Origin of the sequence: Agrobacterium sp. El2ro-1b (assembly GCF_048298475.1) — a bacterium.
GTDB classification, from domain to species: Bacteria; Pseudomonadota; Alphaproteobacteria; order Rhizobiales; family Rhizobiaceae; genus Agrobacterium; species Agrobacterium fabrum.
On the sequence record NZ_CP103459.1, the window covers coordinates 861,008 to 878,889 of the forward strand.

16 protein-coding genes are annotated in these 17,882 nt (G+C 60.9%); 8 read left to right on the forward strand and 8 right to left on the reverse strand.

Annotated elements, in window-relative coordinates:
• Positions 1-80: 80 nt before the first annotated feature.
• On the forward strand, positions 81-1,097 hold the full coding sequence (locus NYR50_RS18180; RefSeq protein ID WP_092734144.1) for a DNA topoisomerase IB: 1,017 nt from the start codon (positions 81-83) through the stop codon (positions 1,095-1,097).
• A 3-nt stretch (positions 1,098-1,100) separates the two neighbouring features.
• Here NYR50_RS18180 and NYR50_RS18185 read toward each other — a convergent pair whose 3' ends face one another.
• Positions 1,101-1,823 (reverse strand): response regulator transcription factor, encoded by a 723-nt coding sequence (locus NYR50_RS18185; protein WP_003522116.1) that lies wholly within the window; start codon positions 1,821-1,823, stop codon positions 1,101-1,103.
• 1 nt (position 1,824) lies between these two features.
• Positions 1,825-3,060, reverse strand: a complete 1,236-nt coding sequence (locus NYR50_RS18190) for a GAF domain-containing sensor histidine kinase (protein WP_174011022.1) — start codon at positions 3,058-3,060, stop codon at positions 1,825-1,827.
• Between the two features lie 308 nt (positions 3,061-3,368).
• Between NYR50_RS18190 and NYR50_RS18195 the strand changes: the two genes are divergently transcribed.
• The 6 genes from NYR50_RS18195 to recX all read left to right on the forward strand — a co-directional run bounded on the left by NYR50_RS18195 (position 3,369) and on the right by recX (position 9,448).
• Positions 3,369-4,385, forward strand: a complete 1,017-nt coding sequence (locus tag NYR50_RS18195) for an ABC transporter substrate-binding protein (protein ID WP_174011020.1) — start codon at positions 3,369-3,371, stop codon at positions 4,383-4,385.
• 101 nt (positions 4,386-4,486) lie between these two features.
• Positions 4,487-5,950, forward strand: a complete 1,464-nt coding sequence (locus NYR50_RS18200) for an ATP-binding cassette domain-containing protein (RefSeq protein ID WP_174011018.1) — start codon at positions 4,487-4,489, stop codon at positions 5,948-5,950.
• Entirely contained in the window at positions 5,947-6,888 is a 942-nt protein-coding gene (locus tag NYR50_RS18205) for an ABC transporter permease (protein ID WP_006313733.1), read from the forward strand. Before NYR50_RS18200 ends, NYR50_RS18205 begins: the two co-directional genes overlap by 4 nt.
• Positions 6,885-7,832, forward strand: a complete 948-nt coding sequence (locus NYR50_RS18210; protein WP_174011016.1) for an ABC transporter permease — start codon at positions 6,885-6,887, stop codon at positions 7,830-7,832. Before NYR50_RS18205 ends, NYR50_RS18210 begins: the two co-directional genes overlap by 4 nt.
• Before the next feature lie 34 nt (positions 7,833-7,866).
• Positions 7,867-8,787 carry an SMP-30/gluconolactonase/LRE family protein gene (locus tag NYR50_RS18215; protein ID WP_418137772.1) on the forward strand — a complete coding sequence of 307 codons (921 nt, stop codon included), beginning with the start codon at positions 7,867-7,869 and terminating at the stop codon, positions 8,785-8,787.
• A 70-nt stretch (positions 8,788-8,857) separates the two neighbouring features.
• Complete coding sequence (gene recX / locus NYR50_RS18220; protein ID WP_174011012.1) at positions 8,858-9,448, forward strand: recombination regulator RecX; 591 nt, start codon at positions 8,858-8,860, stop codon at positions 9,446-9,448.
• A 3-nt stretch (positions 9,449-9,451) separates the two neighbouring features.
• On the opposite strand, the gene NYR50_RS18225 is transcribed toward recX, so the two are convergent.
• The 6 genes from NYR50_RS18225 to NYR50_RS18250 form a co-directional block, all read right to left on the reverse strand.
• Positions 9,452-9,850: a c-type cytochrome gene (locus NYR50_RS18225; RefSeq protein ID WP_174011010.1), complete on the reverse strand. Its 399-nt coding sequence runs from the start codon at positions 9,848-9,850 to the stop codon at positions 9,452-9,454.
• 98 nt (positions 9,851-9,948) lie between these two features.
• Positions 9,949-10,476, reverse strand: coding sequence for a DUF992 domain-containing protein (locus tag NYR50_RS18230; RefSeq protein WP_003498285.1), 528 nt, complete (start codon positions 10,474-10,476; stop codon positions 9,949-9,951).
• Positions 10,477-10,723: 247 nt separating this feature from the next.
• Positions 10,724-11,467 carry an ATP-binding cassette domain-containing protein gene (locus NYR50_RS18235; RefSeq protein ID WP_418138270.1) on the reverse strand — a complete coding sequence of 248 codons (744 nt, stop codon included), beginning with the start codon at positions 11,465-11,467 and terminating at the stop codon, positions 10,724-10,726.
• Positions 11,468-11,567: 100 nt separating this feature from the next.
• Positions 11,568-13,532 carry a Fe(3+)-hydroxamate ABC transporter permease FhuB gene (gene fhuB, locus NYR50_RS18240; RefSeq protein ID WP_174011000.1) on the reverse strand — a complete coding sequence of 655 codons (1,965 nt, stop codon included), beginning with the start codon at positions 13,530-13,532 and terminating at the stop codon, positions 11,568-11,570.
• Positions 13,529-14,431 (reverse strand): iron-siderophore ABC transporter substrate-binding protein, encoded by a 903-nt coding sequence (locus NYR50_RS18245; protein ID WP_174010998.1) that lies wholly within the window; start codon positions 14,429-14,431, stop codon positions 13,529-13,531. Before NYR50_RS18245 ends, fhuB begins: the two co-directional genes overlap by 4 nt.
• Positions 14,432-14,459: 28 nt before the next feature.
• Positions 14,460-16,607, reverse strand: coding sequence for a TonB-dependent siderophore receptor (locus tag NYR50_RS18250; protein ID WP_174011261.1), 2,148 nt, complete (start codon positions 16,605-16,607; stop codon positions 14,460-14,462).
• Between the two features lie 172 nt (positions 16,608-16,779).
• Here NYR50_RS18250 and NYR50_RS18255 point away from each other — a divergent pair, with 172 nt between their 5' ends.
• Positions 16,780-17,691: a LysR family transcriptional regulator gene (locus tag NYR50_RS18255; protein WP_174010997.1), complete on the forward strand. Its 912-nt coding sequence runs from the start codon at positions 16,780-16,782 to the stop codon at positions 17,689-17,691.
• The last annotated feature ends 191 nt before the right edge of the window (positions 17,692-17,882 follow it).

Genomic DNA, 17,882 nt, shown 5'->3' on the forward strand with positions numbered 1-17,882 from the left:
CGTGATCGGAACGACAGGTCGCCGGAACGAAGGCGGCCTGTTTTTCGTTTGCCGCAGCGTGAAACCTGCCGGGAAAAACAATGCCACAACCGCCGACCCGCCTACTTGCCAAAATCGGACTTGCCTATGTCAACGATCAGGAGCCGGGTATTGCCCGGGAGAAACGTGGGCGCGGTTTCTGTTATCGTCTGCCGGGCGGCGAACTTCTTTCCGACGGCGTCGAGCTGAAGCGCATCAAATCGCTCGGCGTGCCGCCCGCCTACAGGGACGTATGGATCTGCATCGACCCGGCAGGGCATTTGCAGGCTACCGGCTTTGATGCGCGCGGGCGAAAACAATATCGTTATCACCCCGACTGGCACGCCCTGCGCGGTGAGACCAAGTTCTTTCAGCTGAAAAGTTTCGGCAAGGCGCTGCCCGCCATCCGCCGCCGCGCCATGGCCGATATTGGAAAGCAGGACCATGGGCAGGAGATGACGCTTGCGGCGCTGACCCTTCTGCTTGACGCCGCCTATCTGCGCGTCGGCAACCGTTCCTATCTCGAAACCAATGGCACCTATGGCGCGACGACCCTGCTCAAGCGCCATGTGTCCTTCGGTGAAACCATCGAACTGCGTTTTGCAGCCAAGGGCGGGCAGAAGGTGAAACGGCAGTTGCGCCACCCGCGCCTTCAGAAAATCCTCGAGGAAATCGCCGACCTGCCCGGCAAGGAACTCTTCGTCTGGCAGGATAGCGAAAACCGGGTGCATTCCGTCGATTCCAGCGACCTCAATGCCTACCTCTCAGGCATTGGCGGTCAGGGTATTTCGGCCAAGACCTTCCGCACCTGGGGCGGAACGCTGGCGGCGTTCTGCAACGCGATGGAACATGTGGCGGCGGGTGAAAAACCGAGCATAAAGGGCATGTGCCAGGCCGCGGCATCAGAGCTTTCCAACACGCCCGCCATCTGCCGCAAGAGCTATGTGCACCCGGCCGTTCTCGACATTGCGACAGAAGAAAAAGCCCGGAAAAAACTTGGTCGCATCCTGAAGGTCGGTGCAAAACCCGTCTCCGGCCTCAGGGCCGATGAAAGACGGCTGCTGGCCTTCCTGCCGTAAGGCTCAGCGGCTCCCGGCCCATTCCGCCAGCTCCCGCTCGGCCCTTTCAAGCGCGCTGTAATTCAGCAGCTTGCGCAGGAAAGCCACCGTGACGGCGCGGGTCCGGAGATTATACCGCCCTTCCGCTTCGTCGTCGCCAGCGGCCTGATGCACGTTCAGCTTTTCATAGAGGCTCTGCAGCCGGTTCTGCACGCTGCGCAGCGACAGGTTGCGGCGGCGGGCAATCGCCTTGTCGGTGAGGCCCAGCGCAACATCTACGAGAATTTCATATTCGGAATCGGTAAAACCATGCGCCTTGCCGAGGCTCTTCTCCTGAAGGCCGCGTACTTCCCGGTCGATAACGCATTGCGCCTCGATGAAGATGCTGCGCAGCGCAAGCCGCAGACGGTCATCGGAGGCCGATTTCAGCACGTAACCATAGGCCGCACCTTCCGGCACGATACGGGACACACCGCGGACATAGGCCTCATCCGAATAGTTCGACCAGAACAGGATGCGGGTATCCGGCCGCTCCTTCCAGATGGTGCGCGCCGCCTCGATGCCGTTGCGCTCGTTCATCTGCAAATCCATGACGATATGGGCTGCCCGGTTTTCCCGCGCGAGCTTTTCGCCGGTTCTGCCATTCGCGGCTTCGAGAACCTTGTCGCATTCCGGCAGGGCAGCTCTGACGGCCTCATTCAGATAGGCGCGGTGCAGCGCATCGTCCTCGACGATCAGCACGTCCATGTCACACATCCTCCCGATGATCGAAAGCGTCTTCCGGCAGGATCACGGTGATGCATGTACCCGCCCCGTTGCGATTGCCGCCGATATCGAATCTCGCCGAAATCAGCCGCGCCCGTGTCTTCATGTTGCCGATGCCGAGACCGCCGGAGGTCGCGCCGTCGCCACCGCCATTGCCGTCATCGCTGACCGTTACCCTCAGCCCGCCGTCGACGGCGGTGAGGTTCACGGCAATGGTTTCCGGCTGGGCATGACGAATGGCGTTATTGACCGCCTCCTGCACGATGCGGAACAGCGAGATGGCCACCGTCTTGTCGAGCCTTTCCACCAGCCCGTCCGTCTCATCCGTTACAGACCACTCTATAACTGAGCCGCTGTCGCGCACGGAGCGGTCCACATAGGTCTCGATGGCCTCAACGACGCCGAACAATTGCAGGATCGAGGGTTTTGCCTCCTCGATGATTTCGCGCAGGTCCTGCATGCAATGCTGCAGGCTGCGCACCACCGGTTCCAGCGTCTCGCCGGAAACATCGGCGGAATGGCTCATGCGCTCTATACGCCGCGCAAGCCGTGTCAGATCGGCCAGCGTCTGATCATGCAGGTCCATGCCGATGCGCTGCCGCTCGGCCTCCAGCGCCTCCGTCAATTGCAGCGCGCCGAGGCGCAGACCTTCTTCGCGGGCATTGGCACGCGCCTCTTCGATGGCTGAGCGTTTAGCCTGTTCGGCGGCGCGGATGGCGTAGAAATAGGGCGCCAGCAGATCGGCGACAGCGCGGGCATTCGCCACATCCTCAACCGTATAGGCATTCGACTGGTGCGAGGAGCAGCTGAGCGCGCCGATAATGTCGCCATGTACCTTCATCGGCACATGCAGGCGGCTATGCAGATTAAGCTCGATGATGGGGCTCGAAAAAGCGCCTTCGAAATGAAAGCGCGGATCGGCACAGGCGTCACCGCTCAGCAGGTGTTCCACGGCACCTGATAGCAGCGAGCGGATCGGGCTGCCGGTCAGAAGGGCGGGCGGCTGCCGGCTCCAGGCGCTGACGAGCCCGCTCTCATAGGCAATGTGGTACTTGTCATCCAGCTGCTTGATGCAGACATCCATATGATCATGCGGGATGATATGGCTGATCTCGGTGGCGACAGCCTGAATGATGGCGTTAAATTCCAGCTGCCCGGCAAGCAGCCGCGAAATACCCATATAGTGGTGGAAAAGAGCGCTTTTCGGCGTATCCAGCATGTGCGGACGCCCTCCCAAGCGCCTGCCTAATCGACATCAGGCGGCGCAGTTTTAAACACATCAGAACGCCGCATCATCCATTCTGCGCCCGGCAATGCCGTTTCGTCCTGCGGGTTCCCGCATGCTTTCTGCGGAAACCCGCAGGAAGATTGCCGTGATCCGCCTATACAAGCCAAATCTTCTTGGTCATTCTCGCTTGTACTGGGGAACGGAGCTCCAGTGCAACGGGATTTCGTCTGCCGCCGAGGAGATTTGCGGCAGATGAGGGTTCCGGACCCCGAAAGGGCAAGCCACCAGGGAGGAAATCAATGGCTTTCAGAAAGATGCTTCTGGCATCGGCTGCTGTCGCATGCGCAGCTCTGCCGATCACCGCTCACGCCGATACGTCGGCTAAAAAAATCGCGCTTTCAAACAATTACGCAGGCAATTCCTGGCGTCAGGCGATGCTGACCAGCTGGGACAAGATCACCAAGCAGGCCGTGGCCGACAAACAGGTGGCCGCCGCCGACGCCTTCACGACCGCCGAAAACCAGGCAACCGAACAGGCGGCGCAAATCCAGAATCTCATCCTGCAGGGCTATGACGCCATCGTCATCAATGCCGCTTCGCCGACAGCGCTTAACGGCGCAGTGAAGGAAGCCTGTGATGCCGGCATCACCGTCGTGTCCTTCGATGGTATTGTCACCGAGCCTTGCGCCTGGCGCATCGCCGTCGATTTCAAGGCGATGGGCGAAAGCCAGATCGATTATCTCGCCAAGGCCATGCCGAAGGGCGGCAACCTGCTCGAAATCCGCGGTCTCGCCGGCGTTTCCGTCGATGACGAAATCCATGCCGGCATTGCCGCCGGTGTCGCCAAGAACCCGCAGTTCAAGATTGTCGGTTCGGTCAATGGCGACTGGGCGCAGGATGTTGCCCAGCGCGCCGTTGCCGGCATTCTGCCGAGCCTTCCCGAAGTCGCGGCTGTCGTGACACAGGGCGGTGACGGTTACGGTGCGGCACAGGCCTTCGCCGCCGCCAAGCGCCCGACACCCACCATCGTCATGGGCAACCGCGAAGACGAACTGCAATGGTGGAAACAGCAGAAGGACGCGAGCGGCTACGAGACCATGTCGGTCTCCATCGCCCCCGGTGTCTCGACGCTCGCTTTCTGGGTTGCGCAGCAGATCCTCGACGGCAAGGACGTGAAAAAGGACCTGACCGTTCCTTTCCTGCGCATCGACCAGGGCAATCTTGAGGAGAACCTCAAGAACACCCAGAAGGGCGGCGTCGCGAATGTGGAATATTCGCAGGAAGACGCCCAGAAGGCCATCGCCTCGGCCAAATAAGGCCGGCCAAGTCTCGATATGACCGATTGCGGCGCTCCTGAAAAACGGGCGCCGCAACAGCCTCCGATATTATCCTTTTCAGATTACTGGCGTAATTGCTCATGAATGACATCATCGAGGCGGAAGAAGTCGTCGCCGCGCGCGGCGTGAAGGTCGTGTTCGGCGCGGTCAAGGCGCTAGATGGGGCCGATCTCGTTATCCGTGCCGGGGAATGCCTTGGGCTCGTCGGCCATAATGGCGCGGGAAAATCCACCATCGTCAACGTCATCAATGGCGGGCTGACGCCGCATGAAGGCTCCATTTCCTACGGCGGTGACCAGAACCGCCACGGCATCGCGGCCGCGCGTGCCAGCGGCGTGCGCTGCGTGTTTCAGGAACTGTCGCTCTGCCCCAACCTGACGATCAGCGAAAATGTCCGCATCATGCATGCCGCTATCAGCGGGCGAAACTGGCGCGGCCGGGCACTCGCCATGATCCGCCAGACGCTCGACGAGATTTTTCCCGGGCACGGCATCGATTGTGAATTGACGATTGCCGAACTTTCCATCGCCGAACGGCAGATGGTGGAAATCGCCATCAATTTCTGCCGCACGCCGGACGCCCCGAGGCTAGTGATCCTCGATGAACCCACCTCGTCGCTCGATGCCGGCCTTGCCGAACAATTGATGGATTATGTCCGCCGTTTTGTCCGCTCGGGTGGTTCGGTGCTGCTGATCTCGCATATTCTCGGCGAGATTCTTTCGACCGCCACCCGCATCGTTGTCATGAAGGATGGCCGCGTGGTGGCCAACCGGCCGGCGGGCGAATTCACCACGCGCACGCTGGTGGAGGCCATGGGCAGCGTCGTCAAGCAACAGGATAGGCAGAAAAGCGAAAACCGCAAGGCGGGCGAAAAGGTGCTGTCCATGCCGGCGCGCCGGGGCGAAGGCCTTGCCTTCGAGGCCTTTCGCGGTGAGATCATCGGCCTTGCCGGCCTTGGCGGCCATGGCCAGACCGAAGCGCTTCTCGAACTTTACCTTGCCCGCAATAGCAGCTGGCTGCCGGCGCGCAAGACCGATATCGCCTTCGTCGCGGGTGACCGCAGCCTGAACGGCACCTTCCCGCTGTGGAGCATCCTGAAAAACCTGTCCATCGCCTCGCTCAGGGATATTTCATCCGCAGGCATGGTGGACAGGACGAAGGAAACAGAACGCGGCGATCAGTGGAAAAAGCGCATCGAAATCCGCACGCCCGATATGGGCAACAAGATCCTGTCCCTTTCTGGCGGCAACCAGCAGAAGGTGCTTTTCGCCCGCGCGCTCGCCACCACCGCCAGCACCGTTTTGATGGATGACCCGATGCGCGGCGTTGATATCGGCACCAAACAGGAGGTCTATGACATCTTGAGAACCGAAGCTTCCCACGGCCGCACCTTCATCTGGTACTCCACCGAAATGGATGAAATCCGTCTCTGCGACCGCGTTTATGTCTTCCGCGATGGCGCCATTCAGGCGGAACTCGTCGGCGATGACATTACCGAGCAGAATGTGCTGGCTGCCTCCTTTGCCGGAGAGGACCACGCATGAAACTCTCGGCAAACGCCCTCCGCCTCATCATTCCCGCAGCCTCGCTCGCTTTCCTGCTCGCCGCCGTCTTTTACATGCAGCCGCGCGCCATGAGCTATACCGGCATGAACCTCCTGTTCAATCTGGCGGTGCCGATCGCGCTCGCCACCATTGCGCAGATGCTGATCATGTCGGTCAACGATCTCGACCTGTCGATGGGCACCTTCGTCAGCTTCTGCGCCTGCGTCACCGCCACCTTCCTGCAAACCTCGCCGCTGACAGGCATTGCGATTTTCGCCGGGGCGATTGCGGTTTACGCCGTGCTGGGCGCAGTGATCCACATCCGTAACCTGCCTTCCATTGTCGTCACCCTTGGCATGAGTTTCGTCTGGGGCGGCCTTGCCGTGCTGATCCTGCCATCTCCTGGCGGTCAGGCACCCGCCTTCATCCGCACGCTGATGACGGCGAAACCGCCCTTCGTGCCGATCGCCATCGTCGCCAGCATCCTGATTGCGGTCGTCGCCCATTATATCGTCATGCGCTCCTCCTTCGGTGTGCTGATGCGCGGCGTCGGCGGCAATTTCCGCTCGGTCGAGCGCTCCGGCTGGTCGGTCGTCGGCATTCGCGCCGCAACCTTTGCGCTCGCCGGTTTCTTCGCAGTGCTTTCGGGCATCGCCCTTGTAGGTCTCACCACTGCGGCCGATGCCAATATCGCGCTGCGCTATACGCTGCTGTCGATTGCCGGCGTCATCCTTGGCGGCGGTGAGTTCGTCGGCGGCAGGGTTTCACCAATCGGTGCCGTCATCGGCGCACTGACGCTGACGCTCGCCGGCTCGTTCCTCTCCTTCATGCGCATTTCGCCGGACTGGCAGATCGGCGCTCAGGGGGCGATCCTCATCATCGTGCTGGCGCTACGCATCCTGCTCAACCGTCTCGAAAAGCGGGAGAAAAACCAATGAACGGGCTCTCTTCCCTCACCAGAAAACCATGGATCTGGTCCTTTGCCGCAACAGTTGCGGTGTGGATCGTCACCGTGCTCTTTACCGGCGGCGCAAGCTCCTTCGGGCTGTCGCATGCGGCGCTCACCTTTGCGGCCTTTTCAGTCATCGTCGGCATCGGCCAGATGTTCGTGATCACGCTCGGGCCTGGCAATATTGACCTTTGCGTTCCCGCGACAATGACTTTGTCGGGCACGCTGGCCCTGAAATTCATGGATGTGTCCGACAGCCTCATCCTGCCCGGACTGCTGATCGCCATCCTGATCGGCATTGCCATCGGCATCGGCAATTATGCGCTGATCAAGCTCCTGCGCATTCCGCCGATCATCGCGACGCTGTCGATGAGCTTCATCGTACAATCCATCGCCATCTGGTCGAACCGCGGCCTGCGCATCAAGCCGCCGGAAACATTGGCGACATTCGCGATCTCAAGCTCTTTCGGCATTCCGAATGTGGCGCTTGTCGCGCTGCTGCTCTCGGTCGTCGCCTGGCTGCTGCTCGACCGCACATTTTACGGACGCTGGATTGCCGCCATCGGCCAGAGCACCTTCGCTGCCCGCATGACCGGCATTCCCGTGGATGGTACCCGTTTCGTCACCTATGTGCTCTGCGCGGTGCTGGCGGCGATTGCCGGTTATCTCCTCGCCAGCTTCTCCGGCGGCGCGGCACTTAACATGGGGTCGGAATATCTGCTGATGTCCATTGCCGTCGTCGTCATCGGCGGCACGGCGGTGGCGGGCGGGGATTCCAATGTTCCCGGCATCTGGGGCGCCTCGCTTTTCATGTTCCTGGTGGTATCGATGCTGAACACCTATGGTTTCGGCGCCGGCATCCGCCTCATCCTCACCGGCCTCATCATCATATCAGTCATTCTTCTGGCAAGCGGCCGCAAGGCCACGCGCTGAACCCAAACGACAAGCCCTCAAGCGGACCACGCTCATGACCACAGACAAGACCTCCCCTTACGAAATCCACGATGACCGCTTCCGCCATCTGATCGTCGGCAATGCGGAGTTGGAAGAGCTTTATTCCGGCTGCCGCTGGGCCGAAGGCCCGGTGTGGTTTGCCGATCTCAACTGCCTGCTGTTCAGCGATATTCCCAATGAACGCATGTTGCGCTGGGTGCCGGATGGCGGGATTTCGGTATTCCGCCAGCCCTCCAACTTCACCAACGGCAACACCCGCGACCGGCAGGGGCGACTTGTCTCCTGCGAACATGGCGGCCGCCGTGTGACCCGCACCGAGGTCGACGGCTCGATCACCGTTCTTGCCGACAGCTACGGCGGCAAAAGATTGAATTCACCCAATGATGTCGTGGTCAAATCCGACGGCAGCGTCTGGTTCACCGACCCGACTTACGGCATTCTCTCCGATTACGAGGGCTACAAGGCCGAACCGGAGCAGAAGACCCGCAATGTCTACAGGCTCGACCCCGCAACCGGAAAGATTGACATTGCCATCGACGACTTCGTGCAGCCGAACGGCCTTGCATTCTCGCCAGACGAGACGAAGCTTTATGTCGCCGACAGCTCCTATAGCCACGATATATCCCGCCCGCGCCATATCCGCGTCTTCGACGTGGTAGACGGTGTGAAGCTCGCCAATGGCCGGGAATTCTGCAATCTCGACAATGGCCTGCCGGATGGCTTCCGCCTGGATACCGCCGGTAATCTCTGGACCAGCGCCGGCGATGGCGTTCATTGCTTTGCGCCTGATGGTACGCTGATCGGCAAGATCAATGTGCCGCAGACGGTGGCGAACCTCACCTTCGGTGGCCCGAAGAAGAACCGCCTGTTCATCACCGCAACGAAATCGCTCTATTCGGTTTATGTCGCCGCCACCGGCGCACAGACGCCCTGAGACGCCGAAACCGGGGAATTCAGACCGGGAAGGAACTGGCAAGACGGCTCAAGCGCGCTATAAATGCGCCATGAGTGACGATTCCAGCCTCTTCCTGACTGACGATATGGAGTTCGACGGCGAAGCGCCGGCCGTTGAGCCCACCAGCCGTATGCTTTCCTGGGCGCGCAATTCCGCTCTCTACCGGCTGCAACAGCGCATGATGACGGAAAAGCAGCTGCGCGACGCCATCATGCGCAAGGCGCGGGAAAAATTCGAGGATATCGGCCCGGCTCAGGTGAAGGCGCTTGGCGAATTTGCCGTGACTTTCGCTTATGGCATCAAGGCGCTCGACGATACGGCCTATGCGGAAATCACCGTGCGAAGCGGCCAGCGCAGCGGCAAGTCAAAACGTGGGCTGGCGCAGAAACTTCAGTTCAAGGGCATCGCCCGGGAAACGGCAACGGCTGCGTTACAGGAGACAAACGATCTGGTCGCCGCCGTCATTTTCGCGCGCAAACGCGCCTTCGGGCCTTATCGCCGTGTCGAACCGGACGAAAAGCGCAAGGCCAAGGAATTTTCCGCTTTCGCCCGCAACGGCTTCAGTTTCGAAATAGGCGCGAAGGTGATGGCGATGACGGCGGAAGAGGCGGAGGACATCCTTTCCGACGCTCCCCTCTGACATTTATTGCGGCAGGGGATGTGTTTTTAGATAGGCGATCAGATCAACAATATCGGTTTCGCTCCACAGCCCGAAAAAACGCATCGCGTTTCCGGGGATCGCCTTCTTCGGGCTGGCAATGAATTTCTGTAGTTCGTCTTCCGTCCAGACCCGACCCCCGGCACCGGCATCCTTCAGCGCCTGCGAATAATGGCCGTAATCGGCAACTGCCGCCATCGGCCTGCCGACGATACCCATCAGATGCGGCCCCATGCGGGTGCGCGGCGTGTCCGCGCTATGGCAGGTGGAACAGCGGCTGAAAACCTTCTCGCCATGCGCCGCATCGCCCTCGGCAAAGGCACTCGCCGCAAGGAGAAGGAAAAACGCGGTCGCGGCCGCAGTTTGTCGAGAAACGGAAATCATGGTCCGTATAATACAACGCCCTCTCCGTCTGACAACGAAGAGGGCGTGTTTTGGCATGCGACAGAATGCCCGGTGAAAAACACCGGGCAATTCGCCGATCAGTTCATGGCGGTCAGCGTCACGGACGTGCCGGTCGCTGCAAGGTTGAGGCCAACCTGACCGGTTACGCTGACAGTCTGCAGCTGGATGGAGCCCGATGTGCCGCCAACGAGAACGTTGGTGCCGACGCCGAGACCGACGGTGACTTCAGCCGTTGCGCCCTGATAGAGGCCGCCCAGCGAACCGCGGTGGTAACCGGCGGTCGGGGCGAAAACGGCCCAGACCAGACGGCCCTGCGTGGTGAAACCGAGGTCAACGCCCATCTTGCGGATGGCGCCGGTGTAATGGTCGGTGCGACGCGCGCCCATGGTGGACTGGAAGGTGCAATCCAGTTCCTTGGCCGAGCCGATCACGTAACCGACGCCACCGCCGATATCGCAGGTGAGGTAACCGATCTTGACGCCGTTGCGATCGTCCTGCTCCTGCGGAGCCGGCTCATATCTTGCAAGGTCGGCAGCGAGTGCGGAAACGGTTCCGCCAAGGCCCATCGTCAATGCGGCAAAAGTTACGGCAACAGCCTTTTTCATCTGATTTTCTCCTGTTTTATTCCTACCCGCAGCAGCCCTTCTTGCCCTCTCCGGATATTGAATTCCGCACTGTTAACGTTTGTTCCGAAAAATCGATCCAAAACAACTTAATTGGAGGCGATGAAAGCGAAACGGTTAACAATGTCTAATGGCGGTAGGCTGGCATTAAGACATTGTTAGGGCGGCAAATGCGCGCGGAATCACCATCAACAACAAGCGTTTGCGGCCGTTGTTTTGCTGCAACATCTCAAAGCGGCAAGGCGACGGGAAGGCCGGTGGCCGCATGGGTCATGACATCCATGCGCACGCCATAGATGCGCTCCAGCGTCTGAGGCGTCATGATCTCCTGCGGCGTTCCGCGGGCGATCAGTTGGCCGGAATGCAGCGCGACGATCTCGTCGCAAAAACGTGCCGCCATGTTGACATCGTGCAGCACCACGATGACGCCGAGGCCCTTTTCCCGCGACAGTCTCTGCACCAGTGACAGCACCTCGAGCTGATGCGCCATGTCGAGCGCGGAGATGGGTTCGTCGAGAAGCAGGCTTTCGGCATTCTGGGCCACCAGCATGGCAAGCCACACGCGCTGGCGCTCGCCGCCGGATAGCGTGTCCACCAGCCGGTCGCGGAAAGCGACGGTATCGGTGAGTTCGATCGCTTCGTCCACCTTCTCCTGATCCGCCTTGCTGAATTGCCCAAGCGCGCCATGCCAGGGATAACGGCCGAGCGCCACCAGCTCCCGGGCCAGCATGCCGGAGGCGGCCGGCGTATATTGCGGCAGATAGGCGAGCTTGCGCGCGAATTCGCGGTTGCCCCAGGCATTTAACGGCTTACCCTCGAACGAAACCCGGCCCGCCGTCGGCTCCTGCATGCGCGCCAGGATTTTGAGCAGCGTCGATTTTCCCGAACCATTATGGCCGATCAGGCCGATGGTCTTGCCGGTCGCAAAATGTGCCGTCAGCGGCTGAAGCAACGTCCGGCCCGGCACTTCCATTGTGACGCCATCAAGAAAAAAAAGCGGCGTATCGTCGTGAGCGACCGCAGGCGCTGCCTGACCCATGATTTTCATCTCCGTAAATCGACTGAAAAAATCATCATCGCCTGCCTGACAGCCAGATCAGGTAAGGCGCGCCGGCCAGAGCCGCAAAAAGCCCGAGCGGCAGTTCATAGGGAAAGGTCACCGTTCGTGCACCGAGATCGGAAAGCGCCATCAGCACCGCGCCGAACAGGAAAGAGGCGAAGAGATGGTCACGCGGCGTGGTGAAACCGGCCCGCAGTGCAATATGCGGCGCCATCAAGCCGACGAAACTCAAGGGGCCAACGAGCAGCGAGGCGGCGCCGGTGGCAATGCCCGCCACCGCAATGACGGCGATACGTGCGGCGCTGAGCGGCAGGCCGAGGGAAAGCGGCACGTCCCGCCCGAGCGGCAAGATCGTCAACCAGCGGGTCACCGAGAGGGCGGCCGCCAGAAGCACGACGGAAAGGATGGCGAGAAAGATCGCCGAAGCCGGTGTCGCCGTCGAACCCGAGCCGCTGAGCCAGCCGAGAATCTGCCATGCCCGCTGATCGCCGATGGCAAGCAGCGCCGAAAGCACCGCCGAGCAAAGTGAACTGACGGCAATACCCGCCAGCAGTATTTTTTCCGGAGCCAGATGCCGGCGCACGGCGAAGAACAGCACAAGGATCATGACGGCCGCCGAGCCGATGCCGGCGCCGCAAAACAGTTCGAACAGACCCGCCGCCGGAAAAATCGTAATGGCGGCGGCAAAACCAAGGCCGGCGCCACCACTGACGCCGATCACTTCCGGGCTTGCCATCGGGTTGCCGGTCAGCCGCTGCAAAAGCGCGCCCGCCATGGCGAGAAGACCGCCGGCGGCTATGGCGGCCACCAGCCGCGGCCAGCGGAAAGGCAGAAGGGTTTGCAGGTCACTGGCCTTGAGCATTGTCCAGCCATCAGGCCCCTTGCCGATGGCGAGTGCGGCAAATACCAGCACCGCCATGATGACCAGCACCGGCAGCAGGGCCGAAAGTCCGCGTCTTGTGGCGAGATCGACGCCTTCGCTACGATGAACGTCGGTCGGCCGGATTTTTGGCAGCAGCCATAAAAGCAGCGGTCCGCCGATCAGTGCCGTCACCGCACCCGTCGGGAAAACTTCCGCCGTCGTACTCGCCAGAAGCTGTACGAGGCCGTCGCAGAACCAGAGCAGCAGACCGCCCAGTAAGGGCGAAACCAGAAGTACGGAGGATGACCGCCGCACACCGAGCGCCCGGGTGAGCGCCGGTGCGGCAAGGCCGATGAAGCTGACGAGGCCGACCGCGGATGCAACGAAAGCAGCCAGCATGACCGCGACGGCGGCGACCGCCAGCCTGATCGAAAACAGCGAGACGCCAAGCGAACGTGCGCCGGAATCGCCAAGACCCAGAACAGAGAGCGGCCTTATCAGCAGGCCGGTCAAAACAAGCCCCGCGAGAAGCTGGAAAGCGAGCACAACGGCATTCGACCAGTCCTGCTGGCTGAGCGAACCGCCATTCCAGACCACGAGGGACATCAGATATTCGCCCTGCGCCAGGGTCAGCGCCGCTGAAACGGAGGCTGCGGTGATGCCGACCAGCAGCCCTGATACCACCATGGTCACCGGCTCGAAGGAGCGTCGCCAGCCGAGAAGGAAGACGATGCCGGCCGCAGCCTCCGCGCCGGCGAGCGCCACCAATGCGCGGTTGCCATCCAGCATCGAAGGGAAGAACAGGGTGGCGATGACGATGGCGAGCTGCGCGCCGGCCGAGATGCCAAGCGTCGACGGGTCCGCAATCGGATTGCGCAACAATTGCTGGAAGAGCGCACCGGACAGGCCGAGCATCGCCCCTGCAAGAATGGCGACCGCCATGCGCGGCAGCAGGCTGAAGGCGAAGATGATCTGGTCCATCGACATGGATGCGGCATCGAATGGCAGGCCCGGCCATGCGCCAAGGGGCAACCGCTGCAGGCCGGCATGCAGGGAAAGGCCGCAAGCGAAAACAAACAGAAGCCCGAAGAAAAACTGGAGAGGCCGTGCCGTCACAGGGCTTCTCCCTGTGCCGTCAGCGCGTCTGTCAGAAGCCGTGCAAACCGCATGCCGGCAGTGATACCGCCGTAAGGGCCGACATTACCGAGCGTCACCACCCGGCCTTGCCGCACCGCCGGAAGCGCGCCCCAGATGGCGCTGTGGCGCAGGCTTTCGCGGGCTTCCACCGGAATATCGGAAACGATGACGATACGTGCCTCGGGCGAGGCGGCGAGATTTTCGAGCGGCACCGGCGCCGCGAAGGTGAATTGCGACCGGTCCACCCAGGCATTGGCAAGCCCTAGCCTGCCAAGGATATCGCCGAACATACTGTCCGCACCAAAGGCACGAAAATGCCGGGCATCGCCGATATTGATGACATAGGTCGGGCGTGCGGAAAAACCGGCAAGGCGGGTCCGCATGGCTTGTATGGCAGCGTCCGTTTCGATGAGAACCTTGCGCGCCTCGTCAGTGCGCCCGAGCTTTTCACCAAGTGCAGTGACCGCCGCCAGCGCCTTTCCGAAAGGCTGCTCACCCTTCACGTAAAAGGGCAGCGAAAACACCGGGGCGATCGCTTCCAGCCTGCCGGTGTAGCGCGTGTAGAACGGCGAAATCAGGATGAGATCGGGCCGGGTGAGTTGCAGAAGCTCGAAATTCGGCGCGCCGCGCAGACCGAGATCGGCGACGCTTTCGGGGATATCAGGCTCGACCGCGTCGGCCCGGAACTGGATGAGTTCGGTCGCCGCCACCGGCATGACGCCGAGTGCCACTGATGTTTCGAGCATCGCCCAGTCGATGGCGGCTATGCGCGGGGTCGCCTGTGCCCGCGCATTGCCGGCAAAGGCCGAAGCAGCGAGCAGGCCCAAAAACTCCCGCCGCCCCCAGAGGGGGGACATCCATCGATCCTTGCGCGTCATGCCCCTGCTGCTTCACTCTGATATGGCGTCACCAACGATAGGTCAGCTTGCCCATAACCGTTCTTCCGTCACCGTAATAGCATCCGAAAGTGGAGCAACTAGAAATATATTCTTTATCAGTCAAGTTTTGCACCTGAAGCGAGGCGCGGTAACCGTTTTTCTCGTAATGCACACCGAGATCGAGCAAGGCGAGGCCCTTCATTTCAAAGGTATTGGCGGCGTCGCCGTAACGCTTGCCGACATACCGGACACCACCACCGATGCCGAAGCCCTCGAGCGCGGTATCTTCGGCAAAGGTGTAATCCAGCCAGAGGCTTGCGGCGTGCCGGGGCGTGCTATCAAGCTCCTTGCCATCATTTACACGGCCGGAAACCTCGCTGTCCATGTAGGTATAGGCCGCGCGTAGGTCGAGCCCGTCGGTGAGGCTTGCTACCCCCTCCAGTTCAAGGCCTTTCACATGTGCCTCGTCCATCTGCTGTGTTACGCCGCCCACCGTCGTCGTGACATTCTTCTGCTTCAGATCGTAGATCGCGGCGGAGAAGAAACCGTCGAAGCCGTCAGGCTGGTATTTGATGCCCGCCTCCCACTGTTCCCCGGTTGTGGGCTTCGGCGCATCGCCGACAGCCGGCTGCGGCACCGGCTCGAAGGAGGTGGCATAGCTGACATAGGGCGCGAAGCCGCCATCGAAGAGATAACTGACGCCGACGCGGCCCGTCAGCTTGTGGTCATCCTTGTCGAGCGTGCGGTAGCTGGTGCCGTTGAAGGTGGTGCCGCTGGTGCTTGCCCAGTCCTGCCGCAGGCCGGCGGTAATCCGCCAGTTCTCGATCGCCATCTCGTCCTGCGCATAAAGACCGATCTGGGAAATATCCGTCTTCACATCGGCATAAAGCGTGCGCGAGGTCAGACTGATCGGCCCGCCATAGATAGGGTTGACGGGGTTGAGCGGCGTCGCGGCCCAGAATTCGGTTTTGACGTTATTGTCGAAATAACGGTAGTCCAGCCCGACGAGCAGGGTGTGGTCGATTGGCCCCGTGGAAAAATCCGCCTGCAGGCTGTTGTCGATGTTGAAGGTGTTCAGCAACTCGTCCTGGAACGTCGCATTGCGGCGGATGAGATTGCCGATCATGCCGCCGCTGGTCGAAGACATGCCGAGCGCCCGGTAGGACCAGTCGAAGTTGGAGTAACGCGCATTCTGCCGGAAGGTGAAGGTCTCGTCGAAACGGTGCTCGAATTCATAGCCGATATTGGTGAATTTGCGGTTTGACGTATCGAAGGAGGGATCGCCGACATAAAAGCTGCGATCCAGCATGTTGCCCGGCCGCGAATAAGTCAGCGCCGGCGGCAGGCCGGAGGGCGAACTGGGATTATCGTGCTGATAGGATGCAAGAACCGTTAGCTTCGTGTCCTCATCCGGCTGCCATGTCAGCGCCGGGGCGATGAAATAGCGGTCGTTCTGCAGATTGTCCGTCTGGGTGTGGGCGTTGCGGGCAAGGCCGGTCAGACGATAGGCGAAACTGTCGGTGCCTGCGACCGGTCCGCCGATATCGAACATCGACTGGTAATAATCGAAGCTGCCGATCTGTGCGCCCACTTCGCCAAAACGCTCGAAGGTCGGTCGCTTGCTGACGAGATTGATGAGACCGCCGGGATTGCCCTGACCATAAAGCACCGAAGCCGGCCCGCGAATGACTTCCACCCGCTCCAGACCGTAGACCTCATAAGAGGGCGCACCGGCCGTGCGCATCAGCCGCAGGCCATTGAGAAACTGCAGCTGGTTCCCCTGAAAGCCGCGAATACGCGGCGCATCGAAACGCGGATCGGCACCGAACGGCTGCGCGACGACGCCGGGCACATAATTCAGCGCCTCGCTGAGATTGCGGACATTCTGCGCCTCCATCTGGTCTTTGGTAATGACGGAGACCGATTGTGGCGTCTCGACCAGCGAGCGGCCCGTCTTGGTGGCGCTGGCGCTGGTTTTCGCCACATAACCTTTCACCGGCGCCTTGGGATCCTGATTTTTGGTGCCTTCCACGGTGATGGTTTGCAGCACCGTTGTTCCGGCTTGCTGAGCAAGGGCAGCAGCGGGAGCCAGGAACGCCACATAGGCAATGGCGGCACAACCACCAGCCAGAATAGAAATGTGTTTGGATTTTCCCTGCACGCCAATACCCTTCATCACCCGCGCCGCCTTGAAGCGGTTTTTTCTGGAGAATTTAAGTCATCTTATTACGCAAGGTACAAATCGTGATCCAATAAGTGACACCGGTTTTTTTCATAACTATTGATTATGAAAAATCGCACCGATAATAGCTTGGAATTATTCAAATCTAGCGCGGGAGGCCGTGACGATGGGCAGGAAACCGGCAGGTCGCGCCGATACATTCGAGCTGCGGCATCTGCGATATTTCACCACGCTCGTGGATGAGCGCAATTTCGAGCGTGCCGCCGCCCGCCTCGGCATTGCCCAGCCGGGTTTGAGCCAGCAGATCATGGCACTCGAAGATATTGTCGGCATGCCTCTGCTCGACCGGACGCGCCGGTCGGTGAAGCTGACGACATCGGGCCAGCTGCTCTATGAAGACGCCCGAAAAATCCTTGCCAATGCGGAGGCGGCACTTGCCTCACTCAGACGTGTCGGCCGTGGCGAGACGGGCCGCATCTCCATTGGCTATGTCGCCTCCGCTGCCTATTCCGGCCTGCTGATCCAGTCCATCGCCAGTTTCCGCGCCTCGCATCCGGATGTGGAGCTGCAGCTCATCGAGATGGAAATGCGGCTGCAACTGGCGAAGATCGCCGATGGCAATCTGGATTTCGCCTTCATCCGCCCGCCCGCGCCGATCCCGGAAGGGGTTACCACCCATGTGGTTCTGCGCGAACCCTTGATGGCCGCCCTGCCGGAGAACCATCCTTTGGCCTATGCGCTGCAACTCGATCTCAAGAACCTCGCCGCGGAAACCTTCATCACGCCGCGACAGCCGCGGGATGTCGGCTTTCACTACAATACGATAGAGGCCTGCAACGAGGCCGGTTTCCAGCCGGTGATCAGCCCGGAAGGCCGGGACTACACCACCATCACCAGCATGGTGGCGATCGGCCTTGGCGTCGCGCTGGTGCCGCGATCTCTAGACTGTCTGCGATTGCCCGGCGTGCGCTACGTGCCGCTTGCGGCAAGCGCCACCACCTCCGACCTCGCCATAGCACACCGAAAAACAGAAGCCTCTCCCGCCGTCAGGGCCTTCATTCTCCACGCCCGCAGCTAAAGCCGGCACTATTAAAAATCCGGGCCCGCCTGCCGATCCCGTGGACGAAAAATCCGCCCATCTTTTTTTGCAGCGTATCGATGGCAACAGGACGATACGGCACAACCGTATGAGATTGCGGGGAAAATGCCGCACTCATCGGCAGGCCGGAAACGAGACTGGAATTCGGCCGGACTGTTTCTCGTCCCCGC

Excerpts from the sequence above, each read along its gene's own strand:
- NYR50_RS18180 (WP_092734144.1), top strand. The coding sequence starts at position 81 with ATGCCACAACCGCCGACCCGCCTACTTGCCAAAATCGGACTTGCCTAT.
- NYR50_RS18185 (WP_003522116.1), bottom strand. The coding sequence starts at position 1,823 with ATGGACGTGCTGATCGTCGAGGACGATGCGCTGCACCGCGCCTATCTG.
- NYR50_RS18190 (WP_174011022.1), bottom strand. The coding sequence starts at position 3,060 with ATGCTGGATACGCCGAAAAGCGCTCTTTTCCACCACTATATGGGTATT.
- NYR50_RS18195 (WP_174011020.1), top strand. The coding sequence starts at position 3,369 with ATGGCTTTCAGAAAGATGCTTCTGGCATCGGCTGCTGTCGCATGCGCA.
- NYR50_RS18200 (WP_174011018.1), top strand. The coding sequence starts at position 4,487 with ATGAATGACATCATCGAGGCGGAAGAAGTCGTCGCCGCGCGCGGCGTG.
- NYR50_RS18205 (WP_006313733.1), top strand. The coding sequence starts at position 5,947 with ATGAAACTCTCGGCAAACGCCCTCCGCCTCATCATTCCCGCAGCCTCG.
- NYR50_RS18210 (WP_174011016.1), top strand. The coding sequence starts at position 6,885 with ATGAACGGGCTCTCTTCCCTCACCAGAAAACCATGGATCTGGTCCTTT.
- NYR50_RS18215 (WP_418137772.1), top strand. The coding sequence starts at position 7,867 with ATGACCACAGACAAGACCTCCCCTTACGAAATCCACGATGACCGCTTC.
- recX (WP_174011012.1), top strand. The coding sequence starts at position 8,858 with ATGAGTGACGATTCCAGCCTCTTCCTGACTGACGATATGGAGTTCGAC.
- NYR50_RS18225 (WP_174011010.1), bottom strand. The coding sequence starts at position 9,850 with ATGATTTCCGTTTCTCGACAAACTGCGGCCGCGACCGCGTTTTTCCTT.
- NYR50_RS18230 (WP_003498285.1), bottom strand. The coding sequence starts at position 10,476 with ATGAAAAAGGCTGTTGCCGTAACTTTTGCCGCATTGACGATGGGCCTT.
- NYR50_RS18235 (WP_418138270.1), bottom strand. The coding sequence starts at position 11,467 with ATGGAAGTGCCGGGCCGGACGTTGCTTCAGCCGCTGACGGCACATTTT.
- NYR50_RS18245 (WP_174010998.1), bottom strand. The coding sequence starts at position 14,431 with ATGACGCGCAAGGATCGATGGATGTCCCCCCTCTGGGGGCGGCGGGAG.
- NYR50_RS18250 (WP_174011261.1), bottom strand. The coding sequence starts at position 16,607 with ATGAAGGGTATTGGCGTGCAGGGAAAATCCAAACACATTTCTATTCTG.
- NYR50_RS18255 (WP_174010997.1), top strand. The coding sequence starts at position 16,780 with ATGGGCAGGAAACCGGCAGGTCGCGCCGATACATTCGAGCTGCGGCAT.